Here is a 16643-nt window from a genome sequence, read left to right on the forward strand (position 1 = left end):
ATCCCATGCTTTCACGGATAGACCCCATGGTTCGTTTGCTAGCGCTGGCCATTGTTCTGGCCACCCTGCTGCCTGCAACAGGGGCCGGGCGTGATGCCGCCCAACTCGTTTCGAACATGGCTGTTTTCCTGCTGTTTTTCCTTAATGGCATGCGGCTATCGCGCACCGAAGTGGCGCGGGGCATTGGCAACTGGCGGTTTCTGGCAGTGCTTGCAGCGTGGTCATTTCTGGTCCTTGCACTGGTCGGGCTTGGCGTTTCCCGGTTGATGGCGCCCATGCTGCCACCCTTGGTGACGCTGGGCTTTCTATATCTTGGCACTTTGCCCACCACGGTGCAGTCTGCCACGGCTTACACCTCCATGGCTGGCGGCAATGTGGCCATTGCGGTTGTCGCTGCCGCGCTTTTAAACATCATGGGTGTGTTTGTCAGCGTACCGCTGTTCACTGTGCTTGGCGGCGGGGCAGAGGCGCAGCTAGGGGCAAGCGGCCTGACCAAAATCGTCATGATCCTGATCTTGCCATTTGCCCTTGGTCAGTTGCTCCAGGCCAAAGGGGGCAAATTCGTCACCGATAACCCGGTATTGGTCCGGTGGATGGACCGGACCGCCATTGCAATTGCTGTCTATGTCGCGTTTTCAGGCGCGGTGGAGCAGGGGATATGGTGCCTGCTGGATGCTGGCAGCTGGGGATGGCTGCTCGCGGGTCTCACCGGCATGTTGATCATCGCTTACGGCGGCGCATGGCTGGTGGGCGGCGCATTGCGGCTGGAAAAGCCGGACAGAATAGCGTTCCTGTTCGGCGGGGCGCACAAAAGCGTGGCAATGGGCGCGCCCCTTGCATTGGTGCTGTTTCCGGCATCAAGCGCCGGGCTGATACTGGTGCCGTTGCTGATCTATCATTTGCTGCAACTGGTGGTGTCAGCGCCGCTGGCCAACAGGCTCAATCCTGCCGGTCAGTGACGCCCAGTCCAGTCTAGTCAAGTCCAGTCAATGAGGCCGTGAGGGGACATCCGCCTGCACAATCCCGTCGGCGCCAATTTCGCGATCCCTGCGATTATGGCGGACGGACCAGTAAAGCGAAATGCCGATAAGAACGGCGCCGATCAGGCCGGTGATTGTTTCAGGAATATGGAACACTGCCGAAGCAAGCATGATCCCGCCCAGCGCGATGATAGCCCAGAACGCCCCATGTTCGAGGAAGCGATATTCCGACAGCGTGCCTTGCTTCACCAGATGAATGGTCATGGACCGGACGAACATGGCACCGATGGACAGGCCAAGGGCAATCACGATCATATTGTTAGACAGGGCAAAGGCGCCAATGACGCCATCGAAACTGAACGAGCTGTCCAGCACCTGAAGATAGAGAAACCCGCCCAAGCCTGAACGCACAAGCTGGCCTGCCGCGCGCTTTTCCGCCTCGCGCATTTCAAGAATGGTGCCGACAGCCTCGACCGCGATGAAAGTAACGATGCCCAGCATACCGGCGACCAGGAAGGTCAGTGCCTCTGCTTCGGGCAGCATTGATGAAATGCCCCACAGCACCAGCAAAAGCAGCGCAATTTCGAGCGCGGGGATAGCTGAAAACTTTGAAAGTTTGCGTTCAACCACGCCAATCCAGTGAACGTCCTTGTCGGCATCGAAAAAGAATTTCAGCCCGACCATGGCCAGAAAAGCGCCGCCAAAACCGGCAATGCCAATATGGGCTGACGACACGATCTGTTCGTATCGCACCGGATCGTTGAGCGACAGGTTGATGGTTTCTATCGGCCCAAGCCCGGCGGCAATCGCCACAATTGCCAGCGGGAACACCACCCGCATTCCGAATACGGCAATCGCCATGCCCCAAGTGAGGAACCGGCGTTGCCAAATCTCGTCCATGTCTTTCAGCACAGTCGCATTGACCACCGCATTGTCGAAACTGAGCGAGATTTCGAGCACCGACAGCACGGCGATAATCCACAGCAGCGCCAGCGTATCCGGCAAATTGCCCGTGCTTTCCCAGCCGTACCACGCGCCAAGCGCGAGGCAGACCAGAGTGAAGATGACGGAACCTTTGTAGTGTTGGAGCATGGTATTCCAGCCTTGAAACCTGTTTGACCTGCCACGCCGCTCTATGATGCGGTGCCAGCAGCCTGAATTGAAATGGCGCGAAATTACTTTTTGGGTTGGTAGGTCTGTTCCACACTCGGAAAACTGCGGTCCCGCACTTCTTCGGCATATGTAGCAACTGTCTTTTCGATGATCCCGGCAATATCCTCGTAACGCTTCACGAAGCGGGGCACCCGTTCGAACATGCCCAGCATATCTTCGGTGACCAACACCTGCCCGTCACACTGGGCCGATGCCCCGATGCCGATGGTGGGGCAAGACACTGCCTTCGTGACGTCAATTGCAATGGTTTCCACCACACCTTCGACCACGATGGCGAATGCGCCTGCATCATCCAGCGCCTTGGCATCGGTCACTATCTTGTCAGCTTCCGCATCGCTGCGGCCACGTGCGGCATATCCGCCCAGAACATTGACTGCCTGCGGGGTCAGGCCGACATGGCCCATCACCGGAATCCCCCGCTGGTTAAGGAATGCGGCGGTTTCCGCCATCGCCACGCCGCCTTCCAGCTTTACCGCGGCAGCGCCGCTTTCCTTCAGCAGCCGCGCGGCGCTTTCAAATGCCTGCTGGGGTGAACTTTCATACGAACCGAATGGCATATCCACCACCACCACCGAATGATAACTGCCGCGAACTACTGCGGCGGCATGGTTGGCCATCATATCCAGGGTTACAGGGATCGTCGATGGCAGGCCGTAAATGACTTGCCCCAGCGAATCCCCCACCAGCAGCAGATCGCAATGGGCGTCCAGCAATTGGGCCTGCCGTGCAGTATAGGCTGTCAGCATCACCAGCAGCTCTGCCGTTACGCCGTCCTGCTTGCGCTGGCGGATTTTCGGCACGGTCAGCCGTTTCATCACCTGCGGGGTGGGATTGGCGCGGCTGGTCGAGGTATCAAGCTGGAATGTGGTGGACATCGCGCCGGTCTAGCTTTGTGGTGACATAAAGGCAAAGCAGATGATGGTCCGGGCGATAAATTGCCGCGCCCTCTCGACCTTGGGGGTAAATGTCTGCACAAGACCGCTTCAGCAAAAAGCACAGATTGCCTCTGGGGGGATGAGAAATAATGGTTGTAACCACCGGATCTGACGGGATTACGCCGCGCGATGGATGGTCCTCCCGCTCCGCATTCATATTTGCAGCGGTCGGTTCTGCGGTCGGTCTGGGCAATCTGTGGCGTTTCCCGGCAGAAGCTGGCGCCAATGGCGGCGGCGCATTTGTGCTGTTCTACATCCTGTGCGTGGTCCTGATCGGGCTGCCCATCCTGCTGTCGGAAACGCTGATCGGGCGGCATGGTCAAGCGTCCGCGCCTGAAAGCGTGCGGCGCATGGCGTATGAATCCAAGAAATCAAAACATTGGGGCGGGCTGGCTTCCCTCGGCGTGCTGGGCGCGTTCATGGTGCTGAGTTTCTATTGCGTAGTTGGCGGATGGGTTCTCTATTACATTGGCGTTTTTGCGCAGGATCTGTTCACGTCAGGTCTGGTTGGCGGCGCCTTTGAAGGGCGGCCACCGGGCGATATCGAGGCGCTGCTTCCCGGCCTGTTCGGCAATGGAATGCTGATGGCTGGCCTTAATTTCGTGTTTCTGGCCATCACGCTTTATTTCGTCTCTCGCGGCGTTTCGAGCGGGATCGAATTTGTTGCCACATGGCTGATGCCTGCCTTTTTCGCCTTGTTTCTGGCAATCACGGTTTATGGCGCGTTCACCGGCGCTTTTTCAGAAGCCTTGTCGTATCTGTTCACTTTCCATCCTGAAAAGCTGACCGGTTCGGTAATGCTGGCCGCTGTGGGGCAGGCGTTCTTTTCCCTGTCACTGGGTGTCGCTGGCATGATTACCTATGGCGCGTATGTCGGCCGCGATCTGAACCTGGCGGGCACATCGCTCATCATCGGGGCGGCGGATACCGCAGTGGCGCTCCTTGCGGGCCTGTGCATCTTCCCGATCGTGTTTGCTGCCGGGCTTGAGGCCAATGGCGGCCCGGGGCTGATGTTCCAGACCCTGCCGATTGCCTTCCAGCAAATGCCCGCCGGTTCTTTCGTCGGCCTGCTGTTCTTCATCATGGTCGGCTTTGCCGCGCTGACAAGTTCGGTTGGCCTGCTCGAGGCGCCGACGGCGTGGACCAAGGAAAAGTTCAATCTTTCGCGGGTTACCGCATCATCACTGGTGGCCTTTGGCGCGCTGGTTCTGGGTACGATGGCGGCGCTGTCGTTCAACGATCTGGCTGATTTTCACCCGCTGGATTTCATTCCCATCTTTGCCGGACAGGGCATGTTTGATGTGCTGGACGGGCTGACTGCCAAGTTCTTCATGCCCATTGGCGCGATTCTAACCTCTATCTTCGTTGGATGGGTGGCAGACCAGCGGCTCATTGATGGAGAAAACGGCCTTAGTGGCGGCCTGCACAAATTCTGGCGTTTTCTGGTACGCTGGCTTTGCCCGGCGGTTTTGACGGTCATTCTGGTGGTCGGCATCTTCCCCTCCATTACCGGTGCCGGCAGCGGCGGTTGATGGCATGACGATTCCCGATTGCGGGCACGAAAAAACTGCATAAAAGCATTCCCGCAGGCTGGCGGCGCGGTAAATTTCCAAGCCGAGTCTGGGGGATGCTCTCATCATGTTTCTAGACCGCGTAAAACCGCTGAGTGCCATTCTGGCGACTGCGGAGAAGAAATCACTTCATCGCTCGCTTGGCTGGTTCCAGCTGATGCTGTTCGGCATTGGCTGTGTGATCGGGACGGGTATCTTCGTTCTGACTGCTGCCGGCGCGCAAAAGGCCGGACCGGGCCTGATGCTGGCTTTTGCCATCGCCGGGGCGATCTGTATTGTTGCCGCATTATGCTACGCTGAAATTGCCGCCATGATCCCTGTATCAGGGTCAGCTTACACCTATACATATGCCACCATGGGCGAATTTCTCGCCTGGACCGTGGGCTGGGCGCTCATCCTTGAATATGCGGTGGCTGCCAGTGCAGTATCCGTAGGCTGGTCCGGATATTTCAGCGGCACGATCCTGAATGAATTTTTCGGCATACAATTGCCCGCGTTTCTGGCTGCTGGCCCGCTGGCGCTGGGCGGCGCACCGGGCGGACTGATCAATCTGCCAGCGCTGGTAATCGCCTTGCTGGTAACCTGGCTGCTGATGATCGGCACGCGGGAATCGGCAATGTTCAATGCTATTCTGGTGGCGATCAAGGTGACCGCGCTGACCGTGTTCATCTTCCTCACCATCCCGCAGGTCGAACTTGCGCGATTTAATCCGTTCCTGCCTGCCGGTGTCTTTGGCGGGCTGGGTACAGGCGTTGGCGCGGTGGGCGCGGCTGCCACCATATTCTTCGCCTATGTCGGGTTTGATGCTGTTTCCACCGCTGCGGAAGAAACCAAGAACCCGCAGCGCAATGTTCCGATCGGCCTGGTCGGATCTCTGCTGTTCTGTACCGTTTTCTACATCCTGGTCGCAGCAGGTGCCATCGGCACCATTGGCGGGCAGCCAATCATGGGGCCGGGCGGTATTCCATTCCCGGCAGGGTCGGAAGAACTGGCGCGTCAGTGCGCCTTGCCGCAGCACATCCAGGCGCTTGTCTGTTCTGATGAGGCGCTGGCCCATGTGCTGAGGCAGATCGGCTTTTCCGAAGTGGGCAACGCCCTTGGCATTGCCGCGTTCCTTGCCCTGCCATCGGTTATTCTGGTGCTGATTTTTGCCCAGACGCGCATCTTCTTCGTGATGAGCCGTGATGGCTTGCTGCCTGATGTGCTCAGCCGCGTGCATCCCAAGTGGAAAACGCCGCATATTGTAACTGCAATCACCGGTTTGGTAGTGGCGGTAGGGGCCGCCTTCTTCCCGGTTGGCCAGTTGGCGGATATTGCCAATGCCGGCACGCTTTATGCCTTCATGATGGTGGCCATTGCAGTGATGGTGCTGCGCCGGACTGCGCCTGACATAAAGCGCAGTTTCAGAACACCGGCGCTGTGGCTGGTGGGGCCTGCGACAATTGCCGGGTGCATCTTCCTGTTCGTCAATCTGCCATTTGCTGCCATGCTGGTGCTGCCCGCATGGGGTGCATTGGGGCTGCTGGTCTATTTCGGTTACAGCCGTGGCCGCAGCCATCTGGGCCGCGGTGTCGTGGAAGTTGTGGATGATATTGCAGGCGTTGAAACCACCATTCCAATCGACCCGCCTCATAAATAATAGGGCGCTCGAATGATCGGGTTCTTGCCGGATCAATAAAAAAGGCCGCTCCTTTCGAAGGAGCGGCCTTTTTGTTTATTGTCGTTCGTTCAGAGCGATGTTTTGGTGTGGTTCTTTTCCGCATCATCATGGACATTCATGCCCAGCGCCATCTTGGCCACTTTCATCAGGCCCATATCGGCGTCCCAGATTTCGGCATCGCCAAGATCCATGCGAAGGAACAGAATATCCGGGTCTTCCTTGCCGCCATCATACCAGGCGGCAACAAAGTTGTTCCAGAACTGGTCGAACCGTTCCTGGCTGGTTTCAACGGCCAGATTACCATGGAAGCGGGCAAAAAGATCATGCCCCTTGCTTTCCAGCGTGGCTGTAACCGGGCCGAGTTTGGCAAAGCTGCTGTTCTTCTGGGTGAAGAACCAGATCGAGCTGTTGGCATCCTTGTCCAGCTGGGCTGTCATGGGAACCGCGGTTTTTGAATCGCCATCAAGCTGCAACATCACAAAGGATGAATCCGCCATGGACTTCCAGAATTTTTCCTTGATCTCGTCCGCTTTGCCGTCCTGATACTTCATAAATTCTCCTGTTCGTGTTTGGTTCATCAACGAAACCGGGCGTGATTTGGTTCCGCTGTGGATGATTATGCGGGCTTTGCCGCAGATGAATTGCCAAGCAGCAATGATTGGAACATAATAAGAACAAGTGAGTCGTTCCATTATGCATCCAGACATTTCACCCCCTCCTGCCGCATCGCCTGCCGATGATATTGTGACGCTTCCTGCCGAGATGCGGGGCGGGTTAAAGGGCGGGGTGCGTCTGCGGCCATCGGCGCGCTGGAAACCCGGGGTTGCTGCAGGTGCAATCCATTCGGAAATTTTCGCTTCCGGCCACGAAGCCGCCGGCGCAGCACTGGCCATAGCATTGGCGCAGGACGCAGCGGCAGCAGGAAAATCCAGTTCGCCAGATGCCAGTTCGCCAAATTTTGGCGCGCTGGATGAAATCATGGATCAGCGTTCAGTCCTGTGGGTTCAGGACCGGGCATCTGTCCGCCTGACGGGGCGCCCCTATCGCCATGGCCTGCCGCAGCATCTGCGCCACCGGATCATTCATGTGGTGGCGGAAAAGGCGGAAGATGTGCTGTTTGCACTGGAAGAAGGCCTGCGCTGCCGCGACCTCGCCTTTGTTATTGGCGAACTGGCAGGAAACCCCAGGGGGCTGAACTTCACTGCATCGCGCCGGCTCAGTCTGGCTGCTGAAAGACATGGCGTGCCGCTGTGGCTGGTGCGGGTGGATGCAGCCCATGACCTGTCTTCTGCACGGATGCGGTGGGATGTGCGGTCTGCGCCATCTGCTGCGCCGCAGTGGAATGGCGCGGCGCCCGGCATACCGTGCTGGCACGGCGAATTGTTCCGTTCGCGCAGCCATGTTCCCGGCCACTGGATATTGCGTGATGACCCTGCTGCTCTTTCTGCATCCAGCCCGGCTGCCCCACCGACCGACATAACTGATGACAATACAAGCCATGATAATACCGCAAACGAAAATGACGTCAGCTTCGACCAGCCCCGCCAGACGGGTTCTGTCGATCTGGCTCGCGCGACTGTCGGTCGATCGATGGCGGCTCTCTGAAAACATTGCGCCGGGCGAAGGGGCAGATACGCAGCCCACCGCGCTGATTACCGAAACCGCGCATGGCCCCAGGATCGATACGGCCAATGAAGCTGGCCTTCTTGCAGGGGCGCGGCGCGGCATGATGCTGGCCGATGCGCGCACCTTGTGCCCGCAGATATGTGTCGTGCCGTCAGATCCGGCAGGCGATCTCGATTTTCTGGAAAAGCTGGCCATCTGGGCACAGCAATGGGGCCCGTGGAGCGCATTGGACCCGCCCGATGGCCTGTTGGTGGACATTACTGCGGTGGCTCATCTGTTCGGCGGAGAAGCACGGCTGCTGGCCGATGCACGCACCGCTTTTGCAAAGCGCGGCCTGTCAGTAAAAGTGGCCGCTGCCCCCACCGCAGGTGCGGCATGGGCGCTGGCGCATCATGGGCCGCAGGAAGCCATTCTGACAGCGCAGGATGATGCCATGGCCCGCTTGTCCGGCCTGCCGGTTGCCGCTCTCAGGCTGGATGATGATGTGCTGACGGTGCTGCGCCGTCTTGGCCTCAAACGTCTGGGCGATATGTCGGGCATTGGCCGCGATGCCATCATGCGCCGTTTCCGCAACCGCCGCTCACCTGCTGCCAACCCGCTGGTGCGCATGGACCAGTTGCTGGGCCGGGTGCCGGAACCGCTGCTGCCGGTAATCCCCCAGCAGATGCCACTGGTCCAGCGCCGCCTTGCCGAACCCATCCGCCACCGCAGCCTGCTGGATCAGGTGGTGCGCGATCTGGCGGCGGATATGGCGCGGCTGCTGGAAGGCAGCGGGCAGGGCGCCCGCCGCATGGAACTGGGGCTGTGGCGTGTGGATGGCGAAGTGGTGGTCCGCTCGCTTGAACTGAGTGCGGCCACCCGCGAGGCAGAGCATATCTGCCGCCTGTTTGCAGCCAGGCTGGATGATGTTGACGCAGGTTTCGGCATTGAAACGGTGCGCCTTCGTGCCAGCTGGGCAGAGCCGCTGGCCTTGTCGCAGGGGGATATAGAAGCGGCGGCAGAAAACCACGGCACATCGCTATCTGCCTGCATCGACCGGCTGACTGTGCGGCTTGGCGCCTCAGCCATCCAGCGGCCCGTGCCCCATGCCAGCCACATTCCCGAACGCGCCCAGCGCTGGCAGGCTCCGATGGAGCCTGAGCCTGTTTCACAAGGGGAATTGGCTTTCCATCTCAGGCCATTGAAAATGCTGGAAAATGCAGAAAGGATAGCAGTTCTTTACGCAACGCCTGATGGCTATCCGCGCAGCTTCCGCTGGCGCGGCAGGCTGCATGAGGTGGTGCGGGTGGAAGGGCCGGAACGGATCGCGCCTGAATGGTGGCGCGAACGCTCTACCGTGCGTCTGCGGGATTATTACCGGATCGAAGATGCCCAGGGCTGCCGCTACTGGATTTATCGCCATGGCATTATCGGTGACCAGCGCGGCGGCCTGCCGGACTGGTATCTGCAAGGGCTTTGTGCCTGAAAAGCAGGGCGCCCTCATACCACAAGGGGCGCGCCTCCTTACAGAAACGCGCCCCCTTGCTGCATTATAATGGCGTCAGTTCTTCGAGAAGAAGTCCACCAGATCCCCTGCCAGACGGTCTGTTACCGTGGCAAATACTGCGTGGGGTTCATTTTCATATTCGATCAAGGTCGCGTTTTCCAGCTGGCTGGCCACTGCCCGGCCAGTGGCATCAATAGGCACAGTCTTGTCTTCCGTGCCGTGAATGACCAGCGTCGGGACTGTGATATGCGGCACATCGGGCCGGAAATCGGTTGTCGCAAATGCCGCTGCCGACTGTAACGTCGCCCATTGCGCGCTTTTCATCGTGGTCTGCCATGCCCAGTGGCGCTCTTCATCGCTCACCTGTGTGCCGGGGCCGCCTACACCATAGAAATCCTTGAAAAACCCGGTGAAGAAAGCGCGGAAGTCCGTCTTCATGCCCTTGGTCATTTCGTCAAAGGTTTCCTGCGGAACACCGTCGGGATTATCGTCTGTCTTGAGCATATAAGGGACGACTGAACTCACCAGTGCTGCGGCGGTGATGCCTTTGCCTGAATGGCGGCTCATGTAACGGGCAATCTCGCCGCCACCCATGGAAAACCCGGCCAGGCCGATATTTTCTTCAAGGCCAAGCGCTGCGATCAGATCAGCCAGATCGTCACTGAATGTGTCGTAATCATAGCCTGTGGGCGCGTGGTCTGACTGACCAAACCCGCGCCGGTCATAGGCAATGGCGCGCATTCCCTTATCAGCCATAGCCATCATGACAGGGTCCCAGCTGTCAGCCGAAAGCGGCCATCCGTGGATCAGGATTACAGGGCGGCCTTCACCCAGTTCCTTATATCTGATGCTGGTTCCGTCGCGGGTTTCAAAATAGGGCATGATGTTCCTTACTGTTTGGCAGCACACGCTGCTGTTGTTTACCCAAAACCCGAAAGCGCTGCCTGTTCCTGAAATGGGCCATGATGCTGAATTCACATGATTGTGCATAAGGGGCTAGGCGAATCCCTGTAAAGAACATATAAAGAACAGATGGGACAGCTGACCACGATTGAAAAACTCGAAATTCTGGCCGATGCCGCCAAATATGACGCCTCATGTGCATCATCTGGCACGGCTAAAAAGAATTCCATCGGCGGCAAGGGCATCGGCTCGACCGAAGGCATGGGAATCTGCCATGCCTACGCGCCTGACGGGCGCTGCATCTCGCTGTTGAAAGTGCTGCTGACCAATCACTGCATTTTTGATTGCCACTATTGTATCAACCGCAAAAGCTCCGACGTGCGGCGTGCGCGTTTCACGCCGCAGGAAGTCGTGGACCTCACGCTCAGTTTCTATCGCCGCAATTATATCGAAGGGCTGTTCCTGTCTTCGGGCATCATCAAAAGTTCCAACCACACGATGGAACAGATGGTGGAAACGGCCCGTATCCTGCGGGAAGAACATGATTTTCGCGGTTACATCCATCTCAAGACAATTCCCGAAGCAGACCCGGAATTGGTCTATCAGGCGGGGCTGTATGCAGACCGTGTGTCGATCAATGTCGAATTGCCGACCGATGCCGGGCTGACCCGTCTGGCGCCGGACAAGAACGCGCGCCAGATCGAAGGGGCCATGGGCGAAGTGAAATCGTCCATCATTGAAAACAAGGATGCGCGCAAACGCTTCAAACATGCCCCGCGCTTTGCCCCGGCGGGACAGTCCACCCAGATGATCGTCGGGGCAGATACTGCCAGCGATGCCGATATTGTGGGCAAGGCCAGCCGCCTGTATGACGGGTTCGGCCTGCGGCGGGTCTATTATTCCGCCTTCAGCCCCATCCCTGATGCCAGCGCCGTGCTGCCGCTCAAACGTCCGCCGCTCATCCGCGAACATCGCCTGTATCAGTCAGACTGGCTGATGCGGTTCTATGGCTATTCCTCGCGCGAAGTCATGCAGGCAACCGGTACTGACGGCATGCTGCCGCTGGATATTGACCCCAAGCTGGCATGGGCGCTCAATTTCCGGGAAAACTTTCCGCTCGACGTGAACCGGGCCCCGCGCGAAATGCTGCTGCGGGTGCCGGGGCTGGGTGTGCGGGCCGTCAACCGCATTATTGCAGCCCGCAGGCATCATCTGCTGCGGCTGGATGATGTGGCGAAACTGACGGTGTCCATCGCCAAGGTGCGGCCATTTCTGGTGGCGGCTGACTGGCGGCCCACCATGCTGACTGACCGGTCAGACCTGCGCAGCCTGCTGGCGCCCAGGCAGGAACAGCTGGAACTGTTTGCCGCATGACAGCGCTGCAACATGTCAAGCTGGGCGCGTATTACGTCGTCACCCTGCCGGAACCCGATGATTTCGATTTCTGGCGCGAACGCGCCCGCGCATTGGTGCAATCTGATGTGCCGCCGGACCGTGTGGCATGGGTGGAACCGGGCGGATCAGGCAATTTGTTTTCCCATGGCGAACGGCGGATGCCGGTGCCCGATGTCACAGCCCCGCAAGTGCGCGCGAGCCGGGCTTTTGTAACCCTGGCCAAAAATGCCATTCTGCACACAGATGCAGAACGGTTTGCCTTGCTCTACCGCTTGTTATGGCGGCATCAGGCCAATCCGCGCATCATGGAAGACAAGACTGATGGCGATGTGCGCCGGATTGACGAACTGGCGCGGATCGTGCGGCGTGACAGTCACAAGATGCACGCTTTCGTCCGTTTCCGCCTGGTGGAAGAATCCGACGAGGAAGAAGCGGGCGAACATTATGTAGCCTGGTTTGAGCCGGAACATCACATCCTGCGCGCCAATGCCGGTTTCTTCATGCGCCGCTTTGCCAATATGAAATGGTCCATCCTCACCCCGCGCGGTAGCCTGCACTGGGATGGCAAGGTGATGGAAGAAGGCCCGCCAGCACAGCGTAGTGATGCGCCGGTGGGCGATCCGGCAGAAGATTTGTGGCGCAAATATTATGCCTCCACTTTCAATCCGTCGCGCCTGAAAATTGGCGCCATGCTGAAGGAAATGCCCAAAAAATACTGGAAGAACATGCCCGAGGCATCGCTCATCCCTGAACTGGTGGCAGGCGCACAGGCCCGCGAAAGCGCGATGGTGGCCGCAGGCGAAATAAAGGACGAAGCCCGGCCCGATACGCTGGCGGCAATCGAAAAGGCGCTGCAGACCTGCCGCCGCTGCCCGATTGCAGAATTGGGCACAAACCCTGTTATGGGTGAAGGGCTATTAGATGCACCGCTGATGATCGTGGGGGAACAACCAGGCGATCAGGAAGATGTGCAGGGCAGACCATTTGTGGGGCCGGCCGGCCAATTGCTGGATATGCATCTGGCACAAGCCGGAATTGACCGGCAGGGCGCCTATGTCACCAACACAGTCAAACATTTCAAATATGTGATGCGCGGCAAAAGGCGACTGCATCAATCCCCCACTGCCAAGGAAATCGACAGTTGCCGCTGGTGGGTGGACAGCGAACGCGCGCTGGTAAAGCCAAGGCTGGTGCTGGCACTGGGGGCCAGCGCGGCACGCGGCGTTCTGGGCCGTACTGTTAGCATTTCACGCGCTCGCGGTGTCCCGAAAATGCTGGATGATGGCAGCGAATTGTGGATCACTGCCCATCCATCCTATCTGCTGCGTCTGGAAGGCCCTGCGCGCGAGGAACAGGAAAAGTTGTTTACTGCCGACCTTGCCGCTGTGGCGGCCCGTCTGACGGAACTTGTGGCTTGACGTGCCGGAAGGTGCTCTCACCCCTGACAAGCGCCGGATCGACCTTGATCCCGACCTGATCGACGCGCCTGCGCGCGCGCCTTTTGTGGAACTGGGCATGGTTACCTGCTTCAGCTTTCTGCGCGGCGCATCGGATGCGGTGGACCTGGTGATGGCCGCCCGCTCATTGGGGTATGATGCCCTGGGAATTGCCGATGCCAACAGCATGGCGGGCGTTGTTCGCGTGCATACAGAAGCAAAGACGCTCAAATTGCGGCCCGTAATCGGCTGCCGGATAGAAACTTCCGAAGGCTTGAGCTTTCTGGCCTATCCCCGCGACCGCGCTGCCTATGGGCAGCTGTGTAAGCTGATTTCAGCCGGGCGGATGCAGACCCTGGAAGGCGATTGGCAGGCCAAGGGGGCATGCGACATTTCGCTGGCGATGCTGGCAGACCATGCAGAAGGTGTGCAACTGGTGCTGTTGCCGCCAGCAGATCTGGATATGCAAGTGCATGTGCCGGGCTGGGCGGGCAATGTCGTGGGAATGGATGGCAACCGGCTGGACCGTTCCGTAACCGCGCCATTCGCCGATATTCTGCCCCATCTGGCCCAAGGGCTGCCGGGCCTGCGGCATATTGCGGCCAGCTATCTTTATTGCGGCGATGATATTGCCCGGATTGACCGGATCGATGCCATGGCCGCTGCCAGCGGCATGACGCTGCTGGCCACCAATGATGTGCATTATGCCACGCCTGACCGGCGCCCGTTGCAGGATGTGATGGTGGCCATACAGCACAGGACCACGGTGGACCGGGCAGGGCATCTGCTGCATGGTAATGCGGAACGCTATCTTAAATCACCCCGGCAGATGGCGGAACTGTTTGCCCGCTGGCCCCATGCCATAAAATCTGCACGCGAAGTGGCAGATGGGTGCAATTTCAGCCTTGATGAATTGCGTTACGAATATCCTGAAGACATTTATCCCGATGGTCAGACCCCGCAGGAACATCTTGAAGAACAGACATGGGAAGGCGCAAAATGGCGTTATCCCAATGGCTTGCCAGACAGTGTTCGCGATACGTTGAAGCGCGAACTGGCGCTGATTGGCAAACTGGATCTGGCGCGATATTTCCTCACCATCAAGGATATCGTGGATTTTGCGCGCAAGAAAGTTAGCCCGCCCATCCTGTGCCAGGGGCGTGGCAGTGCCGCGAATTCGGCAGTCTGTTATTGCCTGGAAATCACCAATGTCGACCCGGCCAAACACGCGCTATTGTTTGATCGCTTCATATCGGAAGAACGCAAGGAGCCGCCCGATATCGATGTCGATTTCGAACATGAACGGCGCGAGGAAGTGATCCAGTATATCTACCGCCGCTATGGCCGCCACCGCGCCGGATTATGCGCCACGGTGGTCCATTATCGCCCGCGCATGGCCATCCGCGAAGTGGGCAAAGCCATGGGTCTGAGCGAAGATATAACCAGCGCCATTTCCCGCACGGTGTGGGGCGGCCACGGGCGCGAGATTGGCGAAAAACATGTCGAGGAAACAGGCATGGACCTGGCCGACCCCCACTTGCGGCGGGTTTTGAAACTGACCGAACAAATGATTGGAATGCCTCGGCATTTGTCCCAGCATGTGGGCGGTTTCATTCTGACGGAAAGCGCCCTGACCCAGACCGTGCCGATCGGCAATGGTGCCATGCCCGACCGCACCTTCATCGAATGGGACAAGGACGATATTGAAGCGCTGGGCATATTGAAAGTGGATGTGCTGGCGCTGGGCATGCTGACCTGTATCAGGAAATGCCTCGATCTGCTTGAAAACCATCATGAAAGGCGGTTGGAACTGGCCACTGTACCGCGTGAGGATCCGGAAACATACGCCATGCTGCGCAAGGGGGATTCGCTGGGCGTGTTTCAGGTGGAAAGCCGCGCGCAGATGAATATGCTGCCGCGCCTGCGGCCGCGCGAATTTTACGATCTGGTCATTCAGGTGGCCATTGTGCGCCCCGGGCCAATTCAGGGCGATATGGTCCACCCCTATCTGAAACGCAGGCGGGGGGAAGAAAAGGTGGTCATCCCCGCGCCGGGGCCAGCGCATGGACCGCCAGACGAGCTGTCCTCCATCCTCGAACGGACACTGGGCGTGCCGATTTTTCAGGAACAGGCGATGAAAATTGCGCTGGATGCCGCGCGTTTCTCCTCGCTTGAAGCCAACCGCCTGCGCAAGGCCATGGCCACATTCCGCAGCCGCGGGATGGTGGATGAATTGCAGGACATGATGGTGGAACGCATGGTGGGGCGCGGATATGACCGTGAATTCGCCCAGCGGTGCTTCAACCAGATCCGCGGCTTTGGCGAATATGGCTTTCCTGAAAGCCATGCGGCCAGCTTTGCCCATCTGGTCTATGTATCCAGCTGGCTGAAATGCCATTTTCCGGCAGCTTTTGGCTGCGCGCTGCTGAATTCTCAACCCATGGGCTTTTATGCGCCGGCACAGATTGTGCGTGATGCGGTGGAACATGGGGTGGAAGTGCTGCCAGTGGATGTGAACCATTCCGGGTGGGACTGCACATTGGAAGAAGTGGGCGTGCTGACTGGATATGAACAAGATAGCGGGCGGATGGACCGTCATGTCGCCCTGCGGCTTGGGCTGCGGCAGGTGGACGGTCTGCCGGAACATATTGCCGCCTTGCTGGTGGCAGAACGGGTGGAAAATGGCCCTTACGCCGATGTCGCTGCCTTGCGTGACCGGGCGCGGCTTTCGCCTGCCCATATCGAGCGGCTTGCCTCTGCTGATTGCTTTGGATCGATGAATTTGCCCCGCCGGCAGGCTCTGTGGGATGCCCGCAGCCTGGTGGGCGGGCCTGATCTGCCGCTGTTCAAATATTCCCAGGCGCGCGATGAAGGGGCCGAAGCGGCACGCACCCATTTGCCGCAAATGCCCTTGTCCGAAGAAGTGGTGGCAGATTACCAGACCCAGCGACTGAGCCTGAAAGCGCATCCGATGGCTTTTCTGCGGGCCAGCCTTGGCGAACGCGGCTTTGTGCGTGCGTGCGATCTTCGGAGCCGCAAGTTCCGTTCCATGGTGCAAGTGGCAGGCGTGGTGCTGATCCGCCAGCGCCCCGGCAGTGCCAAGGGGGTATGCTTTATTACGCTGGAGGATGAGACGGGCGTCATCAATTTGGTGGTCTGGCCCGATCTGAAGGAAAAGCAGCGCAAGGTAGTGATGGGTTCACGCCTGATGGAAGTGCGCGGCAGGGTGGAATATGATGACGAGGTGATCCATGTCATCGCCGCCCATATGACGGATGCAACGCATGAATTGCAGCGCCTGTCTGATGATATGCTGAACGCCCCTGTTGCCCGCGGCGATCATTGCGGCAACCAGCAGCCTTCCACATTCACCCCGCGAGAGGATATTGACGCCATGCCGGGGGAACGCGAATGCGGATACCATCAGGGCCATCCGCGCAATGTCAGAATCATTCCGCGCTCGCGGGATTTCCATTGA

General features: G+C 58.7%; 12 protein-coding genes. 8 read left to right on the plus strand and 4 right to left on the minus strand.

All coding sequences use genetic code 11. The features are described from left to right. Positions 1 to 26 precede the first annotated feature (26 nt). Entirely contained in the window at positions 27 to 959 is a 933-nt protein-coding gene (locus GRI44_RS04195; protein WP_232842966.1) for a bile acid:sodium symporter family protein, read from the plus strand. A gap of 27 nt (positions 960 to 986) precedes the next feature. Here the strand turns inward: GRI44_RS04195 and GRI44_RS04200 are convergent, their stop codons facing one another. Together GRI44_RS04200 and panB are read right to left on the minus strand one after the other, a co-directional pair. Continuing rightward, entirely contained in the window at positions 987 to 2072 is a 1086-nt protein-coding gene (locus tag GRI44_RS04200) for a DUF475 domain-containing protein (protein ID WP_160600168.1), read from the minus strand. 83 nt (positions 2073 to 2155) lie between these two features. After that, positions 2156 to 3028: a 3-methyl-2-oxobutanoate hydroxymethyltransferase gene (gene panB / locus GRI44_RS04205; RefSeq protein ID WP_160600169.1), complete on the minus strand. Its 873-nt coding sequence runs from the start codon at positions 3026 to 3028 to the stop codon at positions 2156 to 2158. Between the two features lie 149 nt (positions 3029 to 3177). Here panB and GRI44_RS04210 point away from each other — a divergent pair, with 149 nt between their 5' ends. Continuing rightward, positions 3178 to 4620, plus strand: coding sequence for a sodium-dependent transporter (locus tag GRI44_RS04210; protein ID WP_160600170.1), 1443 nt, complete (start codon positions 3178 to 3180; stop codon positions 4618 to 4620). 106 nt (positions 4621 to 4726) lie between these two features. Further along, a complete protein-coding gene (locus tag GRI44_RS04215) occupies positions 4727 to 6298 on the plus strand; it encodes an amino acid permease (RefSeq protein WP_160600171.1) in 1572 nt (523 codons plus the stop codon). Positions 6299 to 6387: 89 nt separating this feature from the next. On the opposite strand, the gene GRI44_RS04220 is transcribed toward GRI44_RS04215, so the two are convergent. After that, on the minus strand, positions 6388 to 6870 hold the full coding sequence (locus GRI44_RS04220) for a pyridoxamine 5'-phosphate oxidase family protein (RefSeq protein WP_160600172.1): 483 nt from the start codon (positions 6868 to 6870) through the stop codon (positions 6388 to 6390). 211 nt (positions 6871 to 7081) lie between these two features. Here GRI44_RS04220 and GRI44_RS04225 point away from each other — a divergent pair, with 211 nt between their 5' ends. Then, entirely contained in the window at positions 7082 to 7924 is an 843-nt protein-coding gene (locus GRI44_RS04225; RefSeq protein ID WP_160601268.1) for a hypothetical protein, read from the plus strand. Next, positions 7839 to 9410, plus strand: coding sequence for a DUF6504 family protein (locus GRI44_RS04230; RefSeq protein WP_160600173.1), 1572 nt, complete (start codon positions 7839 to 7841; stop codon positions 9408 to 9410). Before GRI44_RS04225 ends, GRI44_RS04230 begins: the two co-directional genes overlap by 86 nt. 75 nt (positions 9411 to 9485) lie before the next feature. Here the strand turns inward: GRI44_RS04230 and GRI44_RS04235 are convergent, their stop codons facing one another. After that, a complete protein-coding gene (locus tag GRI44_RS04235) occupies positions 9486 to 10313 on the minus strand; it encodes an alpha/beta fold hydrolase (protein ID WP_160600174.1) in 828 nt (275 codons plus the stop codon). Between the two features lie 150 nt (positions 10314 to 10463). Here GRI44_RS04235 and GRI44_RS04240 point away from each other — a divergent pair, with 150 nt between their 5' ends. From GRI44_RS04240 to GRI44_RS04250, 3 genes are read left to right on the plus strand one after another with little or no spacing between them, the layout of a single operon-like run. Continuing rightward, positions 10464 to 11708, plus strand: a complete 1245-nt coding sequence (locus tag GRI44_RS04240; RefSeq protein ID WP_160600175.1) for a putative DNA modification/repair radical SAM protein — start codon at positions 10464 to 10466, stop codon at positions 11706 to 11708. Then, complete coding sequence (locus GRI44_RS04245; RefSeq protein WP_160600176.1) at positions 11705 to 13147, plus strand: UdgX family uracil-DNA binding protein; 1443 nt, start codon at positions 11705 to 11707, stop codon at positions 13145 to 13147. Before GRI44_RS04240 ends, GRI44_RS04245 begins: the two co-directional genes overlap by 4 nt. 1 nt (position 13148) lies before the next feature. Continuing rightward, a complete protein-coding gene (locus tag GRI44_RS04250) occupies positions 13149 to 16643 on the plus strand; it encodes an error-prone DNA polymerase (RefSeq protein WP_160601270.1) in 3495 nt (1164 codons plus the stop codon).

This window comes from Allopontixanthobacter confluentis, assembly GCF_009827615.1.
Classification (GTDB): domain Bacteria; phylum Pseudomonadota; class Alphaproteobacteria; order Sphingomonadales; family Sphingomonadaceae; genus Allopontixanthobacter; species Allopontixanthobacter confluentis.